General features: G+C 67.7%; 12 protein-coding genes, 1 tRNA gene and 1 pseudogene. 1 reads left to right on the top strand and 13 read right to left on the bottom strand.

All coding sequences use genetic code 11. The features are described 5' to 3' along the window. Window positions 1-108 precede the first annotated feature (108 nt). The 3 genes from fusA to rpsL form a co-directional block, all read right to left on the bottom strand. Entirely contained in the window at window positions 109-2,250 is a 2,142-nt protein-coding gene (fusA, locus tag DRV84_RS13765; RefSeq protein ID WP_115981727.1) for an elongation factor G, read from the bottom strand. A gap of 109 nt (window positions 2,251-2,359) precedes the next feature. Then, window positions 2,360-2,830, bottom strand: coding sequence for a 30S ribosomal protein S7 (gene rpsG / locus DRV84_RS13770; RefSeq protein WP_115981729.1), 471 nt, complete (start codon window positions 2,828-2,830; stop codon window positions 2,360-2,362). A gap of 12 nt (window positions 2,831-2,842) precedes the next feature. Beyond that, the gene (gene rpsL / locus DRV84_RS13775) at window positions 2,843-3,214 is read right to left on the bottom strand and encodes a 30S ribosomal protein S12 (RefSeq protein WP_115981731.1); all 372 of its coding nucleotides are present in this window, start codon (window positions 3,212-3,214) and stop codon (window positions 2,843-2,845) included. Between the two features lie 319 nt (window positions 3,215-3,533). On the opposite strand from rpsL, the gene DRV84_RS13780 reads away from it, so the two are divergent. Then, the gene (locus DRV84_RS13780; protein ID WP_115981733.1) at window positions 3,534-4,340 is read left to right on the top strand and encodes a glycosyltransferase; all 807 of its coding nucleotides are present in this window, start codon (window positions 3,534-3,536) and stop codon (window positions 4,338-4,340) included. Between the two features lie 68 nt (window positions 4,341-4,408). Here DRV84_RS13780 and rpoC read toward each other — a convergent pair whose 3' ends face one another. From rpoC to DRV84_RS13830, 10 genes and pseudogenes are all read right to left on the bottom strand, one after another. Next, a complete protein-coding gene (gene rpoC, locus DRV84_RS13785; RefSeq protein ID WP_115981735.1) occupies window positions 4,409-8,650 on the bottom strand; it encodes a DNA-directed RNA polymerase subunit beta' in 4,242 nt (1,413 codons plus the stop codon). A 121-nt stretch (window positions 8,651-8,771) separates the two neighbouring features. After that, on the bottom strand, window positions 8,772-12,908 hold the full coding sequence (gene rpoB, locus DRV84_RS13790) for a DNA-directed RNA polymerase subunit beta (RefSeq protein WP_115981737.1): 4,137 nt from the start codon (window positions 12,906-12,908) through the stop codon (window positions 8,772-8,774). A gap of 258 nt (window positions 12,909-13,166) precedes the next feature. Then, a complete protein-coding gene (gene rplL, locus DRV84_RS13795) occupies window positions 13,167-13,547 on the bottom strand; it encodes a 50S ribosomal protein L7/L12 (protein ID WP_115981739.1) in 381 nt (126 codons plus the stop codon). An 11-nt stretch (window positions 13,548-13,558) separates the two neighbouring features. Further along, a pseudogene (locus DRV84_RS13800) lies at window positions 13,559-13,672 on the bottom strand (50S ribosomal protein L7/L12); the annotation flags it as partial. 71 nt (window positions 13,673-13,743) lie between these two features. Next, window positions 13,744-14,262, bottom strand: coding sequence for a 50S ribosomal protein L10 (gene rplJ / locus DRV84_RS13805; RefSeq protein ID WP_115981741.1), 519 nt, complete (start codon window positions 14,260-14,262; stop codon window positions 13,744-13,746). 375 nt (window positions 14,263-14,637) lie between these two features. Beyond that, window positions 14,638-15,360, bottom strand: coding sequence for a 50S ribosomal protein L1 (rplA, locus tag DRV84_RS13810; RefSeq protein ID WP_115981743.1), 723 nt, complete (start codon window positions 15,358-15,360; stop codon window positions 14,638-14,640). Further along, on the bottom strand, window positions 15,360-15,785 hold the full coding sequence (gene rplK / locus DRV84_RS13815; RefSeq protein ID WP_115981745.1) for a 50S ribosomal protein L11: 426 nt from the start codon (window positions 15,783-15,785) through the stop codon (window positions 15,360-15,362). The genes rplA and rplK overlap by 1 nt, the downstream gene beginning before the upstream one ends. Window positions 15,786-15,895: 110 nt before the next feature. Beyond that, a complete protein-coding gene (gene nusG / locus DRV84_RS13820; protein ID WP_115981747.1) occupies window positions 15,896-16,429 on the bottom strand; it encodes a transcription termination/antitermination protein NusG in 534 nt (177 codons plus the stop codon). 202 nt (window positions 16,430-16,631) lie between these two features. After that, window positions 16,632-16,823 (bottom strand): preprotein translocase subunit SecE, encoded by a 192-nt coding sequence (gene secE / locus DRV84_RS13825; protein WP_115981749.1) that lies wholly within the window; start codon window positions 16,821-16,823, stop codon window positions 16,632-16,634. A gap of 77 nt (window positions 16,824-16,900) precedes the next feature. Then, window positions 16,901-16,976, bottom strand: a tRNA-Trp gene (locus tag DRV84_RS13830). Between the last annotated feature and the right edge of the window lie 195 nt (window positions 16,977-17,171).

The raw sequence follows: 17,171 nt of genomic DNA on the forward strand, positions 1-17,171 counted from the left end.
GCTGCGTTCGAACTTCGTCTTTGCCATGCCTGGCCTCCTTTTCGTCTCACGGTGCGTGCCGGGCACGCACCCTACGGGGTAGGGTGCGTGGTCTCCCACGCACCGCGCTTATGCGTATTTCGCCTGAATCTCGTCCGAGATGTTCTGCGGGACCGGCTCGTAGTGGTCGAACTGCATCGTGAACTGCGCGCGGCCCGAGGACATGGAGCGCAGGTTGTTGATGTAGCCGAACATGTTGGCCAGCGGCACGAAGGCCTCGATCGCGATCGCGTTGCCGCGCGGGTCCTGGCCCTGCACCTGACCACGCCGCGAGGTGAGGTCGCCGATGATGCTGCCGGTGTATTCCTCCGGCGTGATCACCTCGACCCGCATCACGGGCTCGAGAAGCTTCGCGCCGGCCTTCTTGAGACCTTCGCGCATGCACATCCGGCTCGCGATCTCGAAGGCCAGCACGGAGGAGTCGACGTCGTGGTACTTGCCGTCCACCAGCGCGACCTTGAAGTCGATCACCGGGAAGCCCGCGACAGGACCGGAGTCCATCACCGACTGGATGCCCTTCTCGACGCCCGGCACGTATTCCTTCGGCACCGCGCCGCCGACGATGCGGCTTTCGAAGGAATAGCCCTCGCCCGGCTCGGTCGGCGTGATCTCGAGCTGCACCTCGGCGAACTGGCCGGAGCCGCCGGTCTGCTTCTTGTGCGTGTAGGTGTGCGTGATCTGCTGCGAGATCGTCTCGCGGTAGGCCACCTGCGGCGCGCCGATGTTCGCCTCGACCTTGAACTCCCGCTTGAGACGGTCGACGAGGATGTCGAGGTGAAGCTCGCCCATGCCCTTCATGATGGTCTGACCGGACTCGAGGTCCGTCTCGACCTTGAAGGACGGGTCCTCCGCCGCGAGGCGCTGCAGGCCCGCCGACATCTTCTCTTGGTCGGCCTTGGTCTTGGGCTCGACGGCGATTTCGATCACCGGGTCGGGGAAGGTCATCGTCTCGAGCACGACCGGGTGCGACGAATCGCAAAGCGTGTCGCCCGTCGTCGTGTCCTTGAGGCCCGCGAGCGCGATGATGTCGCCCGAGCCCGCCCACTCGATCTCCTCGCGCGAGTTGGAGTGCATCATCATCATGCGGCCGATGCGCTCACGCTTGCCCTTGGTGGCGTTGAGGATGTTGTCGCCCTTCTTCATGTGGCCCGAGTAGATCCGCGTGAAGGTCAGCGAACCGACGAAGGGGTCGTTCATGATCTTGAAGGCGAGGCCGGCGAAGGGCTCGTCGTCGCCCGGGCGGCGCTCGATGTTGCGCGTCTCGGTCTCGTCGTCCGGCGCGAAGCCCATGTAGGGCGGCACGTCGAGCGGGCCGGGCAGGTAGTCGATCACGGCGTTCAGCATGGGCTGCACGCCCTTGTTCTTGAACGCGGACCCCGCGAGGACCGGCACGAAGGAGAGCGACAGGGTGCCCTTGCGGATGAGCGAGCGCAGCGTCGGGAGATCGGGCTCTTCGCCCTCGAGGTACTTCTCCATCGCGGCGTCGTCCTGCTCGACGGCGAGCTCGACGAGCTCCGCGCGCATCTCCTCGGCCTTGTCCTTGAGCTCGTCGCGGATGTCCTGAATGACCCAGGAGGCGCCGAGGTCCTCGCCCTTCCAGACCCATTCCTGCATGGTGACGAGGTCGACGATGCCCTCGAGCTTGTCCTCGGCCCCGATGGGCATCTGGATCGGCGCGGGCGTGGCGCCCGTGCGGTCCCGGATCATCTCGACGCAGTTGAAGAAATCCGCGCCGAGCTTGTCCATCTTGTTGACGAAGACGATGCGCGGCACCTGATAGCGGTCGGCCTGACGCCAGACCGTCTCGGTCTGCGGCTCCACCCCGGCGTTGGCGTCGAGCACGGCCACCGCGCCGTCGAGCACGGCGAGCGAGCGCTCCACCTCGATCGTGAAGTCGACGTGTCCCGGCGTGTCGATGATGTTGAAGCGGAACTTCGCCTCTTCCGGGGTGTCGCCGTAGATACCGGTCGGCGTCTCGCCGTCCTCGGTGCGGAACCAGAAGGTCGTCGTCGCGGCCGAGGTGATGGTGATCCCCCGCTCCTGCTCCTGCTCCATCCAGTCCATCGTCGCGGCGCCGTCGTGCACCTCGCCGATCTTGTGCGAGCGGCCGGTGTAGAACAGGACGCGCTCGGTCGTCGTGGTCTTGCCGGCGTCGATATGCGCCATGATCCCGAAGTTGCGGTAGCGCTCGAGGGAATAGTCGCGTTTCATCCTTGCGTCCTTTAGGTCGTCCGGGCCGCGCCCGGGGCTTCCCCATGTTCCGTATCGGCCGGCTGTGTCGGAAAGGCGGGCGGGCGGCCGTCCGCGCCCGGCCCGGGGCTTACCAGCGGTAGTGGCTGAACGCCTTGTTGGCTTCGGCCATCTTGTGCGTGTCCTCACGCTTCTTCACGGCGGCGCCGCGCGAGTTCACCGCGTCGAGCAGCTCGGAGGCGAGGCGCTCTTCCATGGTGTTCTCGTTGCGCTTGCGGCAGGCGTCGATGAGCCAGCGCAGCGCGAGCGCCTCGCGGCGCTCGGGGCGCACCTCGACCGGCACCTGATAGGTGGCGCCGCCCACGCGGCGCGAGCGGACCTCCACCGACGGCTTGATGTTGTCGAGCGCCTCGTGGAAGATCTCTACGGGGGCGCGCTTGACCTTGTTCTCCACCCGGTCGAGCGCATTGTAGACGATGCTCTCGGCGACGGACTTCTTGCCGTCGATCATCAGGTTGTTCATGAACTTGGTCAGCACCCGATCGCCGAATTTCGGGTCGGGCAGGATTTCGCGTTTCTCGGCGCGGTGACGGCGGGACATCCTCTGTTCCTCTTACTTCGGGCGCTTGGCGCCGTATTTCGAGCGGCGCTGGCGGCGATCCTTGACGCCCTGGGTGTCGAGCACGCCGCGCAGGATGTGGTAGCGTACGCCCGGAAGGTCCTTCACACGGCCACCACGGATCAGGACCACCGAGTGCTCCTGAAGGTTGTGCTTCTCGCCGGGGATGTAGCTGATCACCTCGTAGCCGTTGGTCAGGCGGACCTTGGCGACCTTCCGCATGGCCGAGTTCGGCTTCTTCGGCGTGGTCGTGTAGACCCGGGTGCAGACGCCGCGCTTCTGCGGGTTGCCCTCGAGGTGCATCGACTTGTTCGACCGGGTCTTGGGCTGCCGCGGCTTGCGGATCAGCTGCTGGATCGTTGGCATAAGGGTCTCTTCCCCGTTTGTCTCGTCCGCCGCGGCGGCCCGCGGCTGGCTTCCTCGGCGGCGCGCACGGCATCCGCGCAAAACTACAAGTGCCGCACTCAGCCCTTGCCTTTGGGCCGACGCGGCTGGGTTCCAGAGGATCGGGGCGTGTGCCCGGATCGTGGCCACTTCAGTCATGATGCCGGCGCCCAGAACGGACCGGGGGCCGGGATGCGGCGCGTATAGGCAGAGTCGCGGGGGTTGTCAACAGCCCGCCGCCGCTTGTCGCGCGGGGCGCGGCGGTGCACCCTTCCCCCGGGTTTCAGGGATCGGGGCGCCCATGCAGGTCATCGGCTTCTGCCGCTTCTCCTACCCCGCCGAGGGCGGTTTCCAGGTGGAGCACGACGACGCCGCCGCGCGCGCGGCCTATCTCTACGCGCCCGAGCGGATCGAGGCGCGGTTCCGCCAGTTCGAGACGATCTGCCTGCCCGGCATCGCGGCGCAGACCGACCCGGATTTCCTGTTCCTCGTTCTGGTGGGCGAGGCGATGCCCGCCCCCCTGCGCGAGCGTCTGGAGCGGCTCCTCGCGCCGGTGCCGCAGGCCCGGATCGTCGCACGGCCGCCCGGGCCGCACCGGCAGGTCTGTCAGGAGGTCATCAACGACGCGCGGGACATGCGCGCGCCCTGCCTGATGTTTCGCCACGACGACGACGACGCGGTGGCGGTGACCTTCGTGGAGCGCCTGCGCGCGGCGGCGGCGGACTGCGCGGCGCTCACGCGGGCGCATCGGCTCGTCGGGTTCGACTGGAACCGGGGCTGGGTGGCGCGGCCCACGGCCGAAGGCATCCGCGCCGAGCCCAGCGTCACCCCCTACTGGGGCGTCGCGCAGGCGGCGGCGGTGCAGCCGGGCGTGCGGCTCACCCTGATGAACTTCGCGCACAACCGGATCAACCGTTTCATGCCGACGGTGACCTTCACGCATGAGGAGATGTACGTGCGCGGGCACAACGATCACAACGACTCCCGCCAGAAGGCGCATGTCGCGCCGGTAGAGCTGCCGCTTCTGGACGCGGCGGGCGAGGCGGAGTTCCGCGCGCGCTTCGCCATCGACGCCGACCGCGTGCGCGCCGTCTTCGGCCACCCCTGACGCGAAAACGGCGGCGCCCGGGGGCGCCGCCGCTCTTCGTCATTGCGTGGCCCGGCGGGCCGGGGCGATCACTCGTCCCGGCTCTCCGGCATGTCGACGAGGAAGGCGTCCTCGGGCGAGGGCGCGTCCTCCTCGGCCGGCGCGGCGAGCGCGGCGGCGGCCTCGGCCTCCTCGCGGCGGGCCTCGATCACCACGTTGTCGCGGCTCTGCGCGACGCGGCGCACCCGCTCGGTCGCGCCGCCGGTGCCCGCGGGGATCAGGCGGCCGACGATCACGTTCTCCTTGAGGCCGACGAGCTTGTCGCGCTTGCCCTGCACCGAGGCTTCGGTGAGCACGCGCGTCGTCTCCTGGAAGGAAGCGGCGGAGATGAAGGACCGCGTCTGCAGCGACGCTTTGGTGATGCCGAGCAGGATCGGCTCCGCGCTCGCCGGGCGGCCGCCCTTGGCCTCCGCCTTGGCGTTGGCCTCGTCGAGCTCGGCCTTGTCGACGTGCTCCCCCTTGAGAAGCGTGGTCTCCCCGCTGTCGAGGATCTCCCACTTCTGCAGCATCTGGCGGACGATCACCTCGATGTGCTTGTCGTTGATCTTCACGCCCTGCAGGCGATAGACCTCCTGCACCTCGTCGACCATGTAGTTGGCGAGCGCCTCGACCCCCATGATCGACAGGATGTCGTGCGGCGCCGGGTTGCCGTCCATGACGTAGTCGCCCTTCTGGACGAAGTCGCCCTCCTGCACCGGGACGTGCTTGCCCTTGGGCACCATGTACTCGGCCGGCGCGAGGCTGTCGTCGACGGGCTCGATCGTGATGCGGCGCTTGTTCTTGTAGTCCTTGCCGAAGCGCACGTAGCCGTCGATCTCGGCGATGATGGCGTGGTCCTTGGGACGGCGCGCCTCGAAGAGTTCCGCCACCCGCGGCAGACCGCCGGTGATGTCCTTCGTCTTGGCGCCCTCGCGCGGGATGCGCGCCACGACGTCGCCCGCCTCGAGCTTCTGCCCGTCCTCGCACGACAGGATCGCGTCCACCGACATCGGGTAGGTCACCGGGTTGCCCGCCTCGTTGCGCACCGGCTGGCCATCCTCGTCGACGAGGATGATCTCGGGCTTGAGCTCGTTGCCCTTGGGCGCAGTGCGCCAGTCGGTGACGATCTTCTGCGTCATGCCGGTGGCTTCGTCCGTCTCCTCGCGCACGGCGACGCCGTTCACGAGGTCCACGTGCCGCGCGACCCCCGACTTCTCGGCGATGATCGGCAGCGTGTAGGGGTCCCACTCGAAGAGCTTGTCGCCCCGCTCCACCTCGGCGCCGTCCTTGACGAAGAGCTTGGAGCCGTAGCCGACCTTGTGGCTCGCGCGCTCCTCGCCCTGCTCGTCCTGGATCGAGAGCTTCATGTTGCGGCCCATGACGAGAAGTTCGCCGGCCGCATTCGTGAGCGTCGAGGCGTTCTCGAAGCGCACGATGCCCGGCTGGCTCGCCTCGAGGAAGGACTGCTGCCCGCCCTGCGCGACGCCGCCGATGTGGAAGGTCCGCATGGTGAGCTGCGTGCCCGGCTCGCCGATCGACTGCGCGGCGATGATGCCCACAGCCTCGCCGACGTTGACCATGGTCCCGCGGGCGAGGTCACGACCGTAGCACATGGCGCAGACGCCGTCCTCGGACTCGCAGGTCAGCGGGCTGCGGATGCGCGCGGTCTGCACCGCGGCCTCGTCGATGCGGTCGGCCATGCGCTCGTCGACGAGCTCGCCCGCGGCCACGATCACCTCGCCGGTCGTCGGCGCCACGATGTCGTCCGCCGCGATCCGGCCGAGCACCCGCTCGCCGAGGCTCGCCACCAGCTCGCCCTCGTTCACCGCCGCCTCGGCCGTGATGGAGCGATCGGTGCCGCAGTCCTGCTCGCGCACGATGCAGTCCTGCGCCACGTCCACGAGGCGCCGGGTCAGGTAGCCCGAATTCGCCGTCTTGAGCGCGGTGTCCGACAGGCCCTTCCGCGCGCCGTGGGTGGAGTTGAAGTACTCCAGCACGGTCAGGCCTTCCTTGAAGTTCGAGATGATCGGCGTCTCGATGATGTCGCCGTTCGGCTTGGCCATCAGGCCACGCATGCCGCCGAGCTGCTTCATCTGCGTGACCGAACCCCGTGCGCCGGAGTGCGCCATCATGTAGATCGAGTTCGGCTCCTGCTCGGCGCCGCTCTCGTCGTACTGCGTGGACGAGATCGAGCCCATCATGGCCTCGGTCACCTTGTCGTTGCACTTCGACCAGGCGTCCACGACCTTGTTGTACTTCTCGCCCTGCGTGATGAGCCCGTCCATGTACTGCTGTTCGAACTCCTTCACGTGCTCGCGGGTCTCCTCGACGATGCCCCACTTCTCCTGCGGGATGACCATATCGTCCTTGCCGAAGGAGATGCCGGCGCGGAACGCCTCCTTGAAGCCGAGCCCCATGATCTGGTCGCAGAAGATAACCGACTCCTTCTGCCCGCAGTAGCGGTAGACGGTGTCGATGACCTGCTGCACCTCCTTCTTGCGCAGGAGACGATTGACGAGATCGAAGGGCGCCTTGGCGTTGAGCGGCATCAGCTGGCCGAGGCGCACGCGGCCCGGCGTCGTCTCGAACCGCTGCCAGACCTCGTTGCCGGTCTCGTCGATCTGCGGCATCCGGCAGGTGATCTTCGCGTGCATGTGCACCTGCCCCGTCTCGAGGGCGAACTGCACCTCGTCGGGGTTGGCGAAGGCCATGCCCTCGCCCTTCATGCCCTCACGCTCGAGCGAGATGTAGTAAAGGCCGAGGACCATGTCCTGCGACGGCACGATGATCGGCGCGCCGTTCGCGGGCGAGAGCACGTTGTTCGTGCTCATCATCAGCACCCGCGCCTCGAGCTGCGCCTCGAGCGAGAGCGGCACGTGCACCGCCATCTGGTCGCCGTCGAAGTCGGCGTTGAAGGCCGCGCAGACCAGCGGGTGAAGCTGGATCGCCTTGCCCTCGATCAGCACCGGCTCGAAGGCCTGAATGCCGAGACGGTGCAGTGTCGGCGCGCGGTTCAGCAGCACGGGGTGCTCGCGGATGACCTCGTCGAGGATGTCCCAGACCTCGGGGCGCTCCTTCTCGACGAGCTTCTTGGCCTGTTTGACGGTCGACGAGAGCCCCTTCGCCTCGAGCCGGGAGTAGATGAACGGCTTGAAGAGCTCGAGCGCCATCTTCTTGGGCAGGCCGCACTGGTGCAGCTTGAGCTCCGGCCCGGTCACGATCACCGACCGCCCCGAGAAGTCCACGCGCTTGCCGAGCAGGTTCTGCCGGAAGCGGCCCTGCTTGCCCTTGAGCATGTCGGAGAGCGACTTCAGCGGGCGCTTGTTGGCGCCCGTGATGACGCGGCCGCGGCGGCCGTTGTCGAAGAGCGCGTCCACCGACTCCTGCAGCATCCGCTTCTCGTTGCGCACGATGATGTCCGGCGCGCGCAGCTCGATCAGCCGCTTGAGGCGATTGTTGCGGTTGATGACCCGGCGGTAGAGGTCGTTGAGGTCAGAGGTGGCGAAACGGCCGCCGTCGAGCGGCACCAGCGGGCGCAGCTCCGGCGGGATGACCGGGATCACCGTCATGATCATCCACTCGGGCCGGTTGCCCGACTCGAGGAAGGCCTCGACGACCTTCAGCCGCTTGATGATCTTCTTGGGCTTCAGCTCCCCCGTCGCCTCGGCGAGATCGGCGCGCAGCTGCTCGGCCTCCGCCTCGAGGTCGATCTGCGCGAGCATCTCGCGGATCGCCTCGGCGCCGATGGAGGCGCTGAAGGCGTCGGAGCCATACTGGTCCTGCGCGTCGAGGAACTCCTCCTCGGTGAGCATCTGACCGTAGTTCAGATCCGTGAGGCCGGGGTTCGTGACGACGTAGTTCTCGAAGTAGAGCACGCGCTCTAGGTCGCGCAGCGTCATGTCGAGCATGAGGCCGATGCGCGAGGGTAGCGACTTCAGGAACCAGATGTGCGCGACCGGCGCGGCGAGCTCGATGTGGCCCATGCGCTCGCGGCGGACCTTCTGCAGCGTGACCTCGACGCCGCATTTCTCGCAGACGACGCCGCGATACTTCATCCGCTTGTACTTGCCGCAGAGGCACTCGTAGTCCTTGATCGGCCCGAAGATGCGCGCGCAGAACAGGCCGTCGCGCTCGGGCTTGAAGGTGCGGTAGTTGATCGTCTCGGGCTTCTTGATCTCGCCGTAGGACCACGAGAGGATCCGCTCCGGGCTCGCGAGGGAGATCTTGATCTCGTCGAAGGTCTTGGTCGCGGCGAGCGGGTTGAACGGGTTGTTCGTGAGTTCCTGGTTCATATCGGAGTCCTTGTCAGGTGCGGGGAGGAGGACGGGGCGCGCCGCGCCGGTGCCGGTCGCACCGCTGCGTGGCGGGCACGCCCCCTGCGGCGGCGCGCAGGGGGCGTGAACTCACGCGCCGTTATTCATCCTCCTCCTCGTCCTGGAGTTCCATGTTGAGGCCGAGGCCGCGGACCTCCTTCACGAGCACGTTGAAGCTTTCGGGCACGCCGGCCTCGAAGTTGTCCTCGCCCTTGACGATCGACTCGTAGACCTTCGTGCGCCCGGCCACGTCGTCCGACTTCACCGTCAGCATCTCCTGCAGGGTGTAGGCGGCGCCGTAGGCCTCGAGCGCCCAGACCTCCATCTCGCCGAAGCGCTGGCCGCCGAACTGCGCCTTGCCGCCGAGCGGCTGCTGCGTGACGAGGCTGTAGGGGCCGGTCGAGCGCGCGTGGATCTTGTCGTCGACGAGGTGGTGCAGCTTCAGCAGGTACTTGATGCCCACCGTCACCGGGCGCGAGAACTGCTCGCCGGTGCGCCCGTCGAAGAGCACCGACTGACCGGATTCGGAGAAGCCCGCGCGCACCAGCGCGTCGTTGACGTCGGGCTCCTTGGCGCCGTCGAAGACCGGCGTGGCGATCGGGACACCGCCGGTGACGTTGGAGGCGGCCTCCACGAGGCGCCCCTCGTCCATCCCCTCGATCCCCTCGGCATAGACCTCGTCGCCGTAGGCGATGCGCATGGCGTCCTGCACCGGGGTCAGGTCGCCCGAGCGGCGGTAGGAGTCCAGCGCCTCCTCGATCTGCACGCCGAGCCCGCGCGAGGCCCAGCCCATGTGCGTCTCGAGGATCTGGCCCACGTTCATCCGCGAGGGCACGCCGAGCGGGTTCAGCACGAAGTCGACGGGCGTGCCGTCCTCGAGGAAGGGCATGTCCTCCATCGGGACGACCTTGGAGATGACGCCCTTGTTGCCGTGCCGGCCCGCCATCTTGTCGCCCGGCTGCAGCTTGCGCTTCACCGCGACGAAGACCTTGACCATCTTCATCACGCCCGGCGGCATGTCGTCACCGCGCCGCACCTTCTCGACCTTGTCCTCGAAGCGCGCCTCGAGCTGGCGCTTCTGCGCCTCGTACTGCTCGTGCAGCGCCTCGAGGCGTTGCGCGTCCTCCTCCTCGGCGAGGGCGAGCTGCCACCACTGCCCGCGGGTCAGCCCCTCGAGCAGTTCCTCGGTGATCTCGGAGTTCGGCTTGACGCCGCGCGGCCCCTTCACCGCGGTCTTGCCGAGAAGCATCTCCTTGAGGCGCGCGTAGATGTTGCGCTCGAGGATCGCGAGCTCGTCGTCGCGGTCCCGCGCGAGGCTCTCGATCTCTTCGCGCTCGATCTGCAGCGAGCGCTCGTCCTTCTCGACGCCGTGACGGTTGAACACCCGCACGTCCACGACGGTGCCGTAGTCGCCCGGCTTCACCCGGAGCGAGGTGTCGCGCACGTCGGACGCCTTCTCGCCGAAGATGGCGCGCAGGAGCTTCTCCTCCGGCGTCATCGGGCTTTCGCCCTTGGGCGTGATCTTGCCCACGAGGATGTCGCCCGGCTCCACGTCGGCGCCGATGTAGACGATGCCCGCCTCGTCGAGGTTGCGCAGCGCCTCCTCGCCGACGTTGGGGATGTCGCGGGTGATCTCCTCGGGCCCGAGCTTGGTGTCGCGGGCGGCGACCTCGAACTCCTCGATGTGGATCGAGGTGAAGACGTCGTCACGCGCGATGCGCTCCGAGATCAGGATCGAGTCCTCGAAGTTGTAGCCGTTCCACGGCATGAAGGCCGTCACGACGTTCTTGCCGAGCGCGAGCTCGCCCATGTCCGTCGAGGGGCCGTCGGCGATCACCTCGCCGCGCTGCACCTCGTCGCCCACCTTGACGAGCGGGCGCTGGTTGAGCGCGGTGTTCTGGTTCGAGCGCTGGAACTTCCGCATGCGGTAGATGTCCACGCCCGGATCGCCCGGCTCGATCGCCTCGGTCACGCGCACGACGATGCGCTGCGCGTCCACCTGGTCGATCACGCCGGCGCGCCGCGCGAGGACGGAGGCGCCCGAATCGCGCGCCACGACTTCCTCGATGCCGGTGCCGACGAGCGGCGCCTCGGCCTGCAGGAGCGGCACCGCCTGACGCTGCATGTTCGAGCCCATGAGCGCGCGGTTGGCGTCGTCGTTCTCGAGGAACGGGATCAGCGAGGCCGCGACCGACACGAGCTGCTTCGGCGAGACGTCGATCAGATCCACGCTCTCGTTCGGGGCGAGCAGATAGTCGCCCGCCTGCCGCGTCGAGACCAGCTCGTTGACGAAGCGGCCGCCGTCGTCGAGCTTCGCGTTGGCCTGCGCCACCGTATGCCGCATCTCCTCGGTGGCGGACATGTAGACCACATCGTCGGTGACCTGCCCGCTGTCCACCTTGCGGTAGGGCGTCTCGATGAAGCCGTACTTGTTCACCCGCGCATAGGTGGCGAGGCTGTTGATGAGACCGATGTTCGGGCCTTCCGGCGTCTCGATCGGGCACATCCGGCCGTAGTGCGTCGGGTGCACGTCGCGCACCTCGAAGCCGGCGCGCTCCCGCGTCAGGCCGCCGGGGCCGAGCGCCGAGAGGCGGCGCTTGTGGGTGACCTCGGACAGCGGGTTCGTCTGGTCCATGAACTGCGAAAGCTGCGAGGAACCGAAGAACTCCCGCACCGCGGCCGCGGCGGGCTTCGCGTTGATGAGGTCCTGCGGCATGACCGTGTCGATCTCGACCGAGGACATGCGCTCCTTGATGGCGCGCTCCATGCGCAGCAGGCCGACGCGGTACTGGTTCTCCATCAGCTCGCCGACCGAGCGCACCCGGCGGTTGCCGAGGTGGTCGATGTCGTCGATCTCGCCCCGGCCGTCGCGCAGCTCCACTAGCGCCCGGACGCAGGCGACGATGTCCTCCCGGTCGAGGGTGCGCTGCGTATCGGGCTTCTCGAGGTTGAGCCGCATGTTCATCTTGACGCGGCCGACCGCCGACAGGTCGTAGCGCTCGGGGTCGAAGAACAGCGTGTCGAAGAGCGCGGTCGCCGCCTCGACGGTGGGCGGCTCGCCCGGGCGCATGACGCGGTAGATGTCCATGAGCGCGGTCTCGCGGTTCATGGTCTTATCCGCGGCCATGGTGTTGCGGATGTAGGCGCCGACGTTCACGCCGTCGATGTCGAGCACCGGGATCTCGGTCACGCCGGCGTCGAGAAGCTCCTTCAGCGTGCCGCCGGTGACGGAGCCCTCCTTGTCCACCTCCCAGGTGAGCTCGTCGCCCGCCTCGACGTAGATGGCGCCGGTCTCCTCGTTGATGATGTCCTTGGCGGCGTATTTGCCGACGATCTGCTCGAAGGGCACGAGAAGGTCGGTGACCTTGCCCTCGTCGATGAGCTTCTTCACCGCGCGCGGCGTGACCTTCTTGCCGGCTTCCGCGATCACCTCGCCGGTGGCGGCGTCCACCAGATCATGCGGCGGGCGCGTGCCGCGCACGCGCTCGGGGAAGAACTTCGTCTCCCAGCCCTCGCCCTTGCGCAGGCGATAGGTGACCGTGTCGTAATAGGCATCCATGATGCCTTCCTGGTCGAGGCCGAGCGCATAGAGGAGCGTCGTCACCGGCAGCTTCCGGCGCCGGTCGATGCGCGCGTAGACGATGTCCTTCGCATCGAACTCGAAGTCGAGCCAGGAGCCGCGGTAGGGGATGATGCGGCAGGCGAAGAGCAGCTTGCCCGAGGAGTGCGTCTTGCCCTTGTCGTGGTCGAAGAACACGCCCGGCGAGCGGTGCATCTGGCTGACGATGACGCGCTCGGTGCCGTTGACGATGAAGGTGCCGTTCGACGTCATGAGCGGCATGTCGCCCATGTAGACGTCCTGTTCCTTGATGTCCTTCACCGACTTGGCGCCGGTGTCGTCGTCCACGTCGAAGACGATCAGCCGCAGCGTCACCTTGAGCGGCGCGGCATAGGTCATGTCGCGCTGCTGGCATTCCTCGACGTCGTACTTCGGCCGCTCGAGCGCGTAGTCCACGAACTCGAGGACCGCGGTCTCGTTGAAATCCTTGATCGGAAAGACGGACTGAAAGACGCCCTTGATCCCTTCGCCGTCGACCGGCGTCTCGCCCTCGCCGGACTTCAGGAACAGGTCGTAGGAACTTTTCTGAACCTCGATGAGGTTCGGCATCTCGAGAACTTCGCGGATCCGGCCGTAATACCGGCGGAGACGCTTCTGGCCGAGAAAGGATTGGGACATGTGCGGACTCACCTCAGGTTTCTCGCCGGGCGCGCGCGCTGCCGGGCCACAGCTGCGCGTCCATCGGAGACGGCGGGGCGATCCATGCTCGGCCCGCGTCCCACCGCGGGCCTCCCGATCGCGCGAACCTCGCCTTGGAAAGACCCCCGTCGTGAAGGGTCTTGCCGAGACAGGTTCGGCCGGGCCGCCGTGCGGGGCCCAGCCGAGAGGGTCGTGTAGCGCAACCGCGGCGGAGATGCCCGCCGCGGCCGGTCACGATTACTTGAGCTCGACTTCCGCGCCGGCGTCCTCGAGCTTCTTCTTGATCTCTTCGGCCTCTTCCTTGGGCGCGCCTTCCTTGACCGGCTTGCCGCCGGCCTCGACGAGCTCCTTGGCCTCCTTGAGGCCGAGGCCGGTGATCGCGCGGACTTCCTTGATCACGTTGATCTTGGAGGAGCCGCCCGACTTGAGGATGACGTCGAATTCCGTCTGCTCCTCGGCGGCTTCGCCGCCGCCGCCCTCGGCGGGGCCGGCCATCATCACCGCGCCGCCGGAGGCGGGCTCGATGTCGTATTCGTCCTTCAGGATCTGCTTGAGTTCCTGGGCCTCGAGGAGCGTGAGGTTCACGATCTCTTCGGCGAGTTTCTTCAGATCAGCCATGTGCGTGACNCGCCGCCGGAGGCGGGCTCGATGTCGTATTCGTCCTTCAGGATCTGCTTGAGTTCCTGGGCCTCGAGGAGCGTGAGGTTCACGATCTCTTCGGCGAGTTTCTTCAGATCAGCCATGTGCGTGACTCTTTCCTAGTGCTGCGATTCCGGCGTCGTGGCGTGGCCGCGACGCAGGTGTCAGGGATGCCTCAGGCGGCCTCCGCCTTCTCTTCGATGGTCGAGAGGATGCCCGCGATGTTGGAAGCAGGTGCGCCGACCGCACCGGCGATGTTCGAAGCGGGTGCCCCGATGCAGGACGCGATCTGAGCGATGAGCTCGTCGCGCGACGGCATCTTCGACACGGCCTCGACACCGGCCCGGTCCAGGACCGACTCGCCCATCGCCCCGCCGAGGACCTGCAACTTCTTGTTGTCCTTGGCGAAGTCCTCGACCACCTTGGCGGCTGCCACGGAGTCTTCGGAATAGGTGAGCACGGTCATGCCCTGAAGGAGGTCGGCGATACCCTCGCACGGCTTGCCCTCCAGGGCGATCTTGGCGAGCCTGTTCTTGGCGACGCGGACGGAGCTCTGGTTCGCGCGGGCGCGCGCCCGGAGATCCTGCATCTCGGCAACCGTGAGACCTTCGTAGTGGGACACCACCACGACGCCAGAGCTCTCGAAGATCTGGCCGAGTTCCTCGACCACGCGCTCTTTCTGGGCTCTATCCACAGTTTCTCTCCAAGTCGTGGAGGGCGACGACCCTCCGGCTCGTTTTGCCGGGCCTCCCCGCGCGGGGGACGTGGGCCCGACGATCGGGTCCGCACGGGTCAATCGCAGCCGCGCCGGGCCTGACGTCACGCCATGGCCGCGAAAGCGGTGTTCTCTTCCCGTCTCGGGCAGGATTTACCGGCACGAGGCCGACCCACCGTCTCGGACGACTGGGACACGCCGCCGAATCGGCGCGCGCCTCCCATAATGCCCCTTAGACCTCCGCGGCGGCGATGCCAAGCCCTTTCGCCGGGCGCGCCGCGGACGGCGGGGCCACCCCGGCCCCAAGGGACCGGATCGCGTCGCCGGGCACGCCGCGCGCGCCCGGCGTGCCCCTCACTCGGCCGCCTGCGCGGCGTCCGCCTCACCAAGGGCCGAGTTCACGTCCACCGAGACGCCAGGGCCCATGGTCGAGGTCAGCGAGACCTTCTTCATGTAGGTGCCCTTGGCGCCCGCCGGCTTCGCGCGCGAGACCGCGTCGACGAAGGCGCGCAGGTTCTCGGCCAGTTTCCCGGCGTCGAAGGAGGCCTTGCCGATGGCGCCGTGTATGACGCCCGCCTTCTCCACCTTGAACTGCACCTGACCGGCCTTCGCGTCCGTCACCGCCTGCGCGACGTCCATGGTCACCGTGCCGACCTTGGGGTTCGGCATCAGGTTGCGCGGGCCGAGGATCTTCCCGAGGCGGCCGACGACGGGCATCATGTCCGGCGTCGCGATGCAGCGCTCGAAGTTGATCTCGCCGTTCTGGATCGTCTCCATCAGGTCCTCGGCGCCGACGATGTCGGCCCCGGCGGCCTGCGCCTCCTCGGCCTTGGCGCCGCGGGCGAAGACCGCCACGCGCACGTCCTTGCCGGTGCCGTTGGGCAGGCTGACCACGCCGCGCACCATCTGGTCCGCGTGCCGGGGATCGACGCCGAGGTTGATCGCGACCTCGACGGTCTCGTCGAACTTCGCGCTCGCGGTCTCCTTGACGATGGAGACGGCCTCCTCGACGGAGACGTTCTCCTTGCCGGCCACGGCCTCGCGGGCGGCGCGGATGCGCTTTCCGACCTTCGCCATCACTTCACCTCCAGGCCCATGGACCGCGCCGAGCCGAGGATGATCTGCATCGCGTCCTCGATCGTCTGCGCGTTCAGGTCCTTGTACTTGGCCTCCGCGATCTCGCGGATCTGCGCCGCGGTGACGGTGCCGGCGCTGGCGCGGCCCGGGGTCTTGGAGCCCGACTGCACCTTCGCCGCCTTCTTCAGGTAGTAGGACGCCGGCGGCGTCTTGATGTCCAGCGTGAAGGACTTGTCCTGGTAGTAGGTGATGAGCGTCGGGCACGGGGCGCCCTGCTCCATCTCCTGCGTCTTGGCGTTGAACGCTTTGCAGAACTCCATGATATTGATCCCGCGCTGACCCAGCGCGGGGCCGACCGGCGGGCTCGGGTTCGCCTGTCCGGCCGGCACCTGAAGCTTCAGCGTGCCTGCGAGTTTCTTGGCCATGCGGCCGCTCCTTTCGTCACAACACCGCCCCGGCGCGCCGGCGGCGGCTCCTCGTTGCCGTGGTCCGGGTCGGGGGCCGCGGCCCCCGCGCCTCCCACGCTCTCCTCACGTCAGGACTGCTTGGTGACCTGCGTGAATTCCAGATCGACCGGGGTCTCCCGGCCGAAGATGGAGACCATCACCTTCAGGCGCTGGTTCTCCTCGTCCACCTCCTCGACCATGCCGTCGAAGTCCTCGAAGGGGCCATCGTTGACCTTCACCTTCTCGCCGATCTCGAAGTGGATCAGCGTGCGCGGCGCCTCCTCGCCCTCCTGGACGCGGTTGAGGATGGCGTTCACCTCCTCGTCGCGCATCGGCATCGGCTTGCCCTGCGCCCCGAGGAAGCCCGTCACCCGGTTGATCCCGTTGATCAGGTGATAGGCCTTGTCCGTCATGTCCATCCGGACGAGGACATAGCCCGGCATGAAGCGTCGCTCGGTCGTCACCTTCTTGCCGCGGCGCACCTCGATCACCTCCTCGGTGGGCACGAGCACTTCCTCGATCTGCTCCTCGAGCCCGGCCTCGGCGGCGGCGGTCCTGATCTGCTCGGCGACCTTCTTCTCGAAGTTCGAGAGAACGCTCACCGAATACCAACGCTTCGCCATCCTGCCTCTGCCTTGTCCTGTCCGGCGCCTGCCGGGCGTCTGTCACGATGCCGTCCGCCGGGGGCCTCGTGCGGGCCGCCCGTGACGCACGACGCGGCGCGCAGGCCGAATCCCGCGCGCCGCTTCGATGGTTCCGCGCTCGTAGCCCCGCGCCCCGGCGATTTCAAGAGCGCGCCGGGGCCGCGCCCCGCGCGGCCGGCCCTCAGCCGAAGAAGCTCAGGATGCCCTGAAGCGCGCCCCGGATGCCGAGATCCACGAGCCCGAAGAAGATCGCCGTCAGCGTCGCCATAATGAAGACCATGACGGTCGTCACGAAGACCTCGCGCCGGGTGGGCCAGGCGACCTTGCCGATCTCGGCGCGGGTCTGCTGGATGAACTGGAGCGGATTGGCCATCGGAGGGCCCCTTTTCTCGGCTCTGGATTGCGCGGGGTATAGGGCGCGGCGGCGATCGGTTCAAGCGCGGCCGCGGCTGGCAGGGGCACCAGGACTCGAACCCGGGACCTACGGTTTTGGAGACCGTCGCTCTACCAACTGAGCTATACCCCTGCGGCCGAGGGCGGGTCTAAGGGCCTGCGCCGCCGGATGCAAGAGGCATCGGGCTGCACGCGAACACGATCCACCCCGCGCGCGAGGACGCCCGCCAGGGCGGAGGAGCGACCCCGAACGCAAAAGGGCCGCCCCGAGGGGCGGCCCGATCCGAGCGGCGATCGCGGCGCGATCACTCGATGATTTTGGAGACGA

Origin of the sequence: Rhodosalinus sediminis (genome assembly GCF_003385555.1) — a bacterium.
GTDB classification, from domain to species: Bacteria; Pseudomonadota; Alphaproteobacteria; order Rhodobacterales; family Rhodobacteraceae; genus Rhodosalinus; species Rhodosalinus sediminis.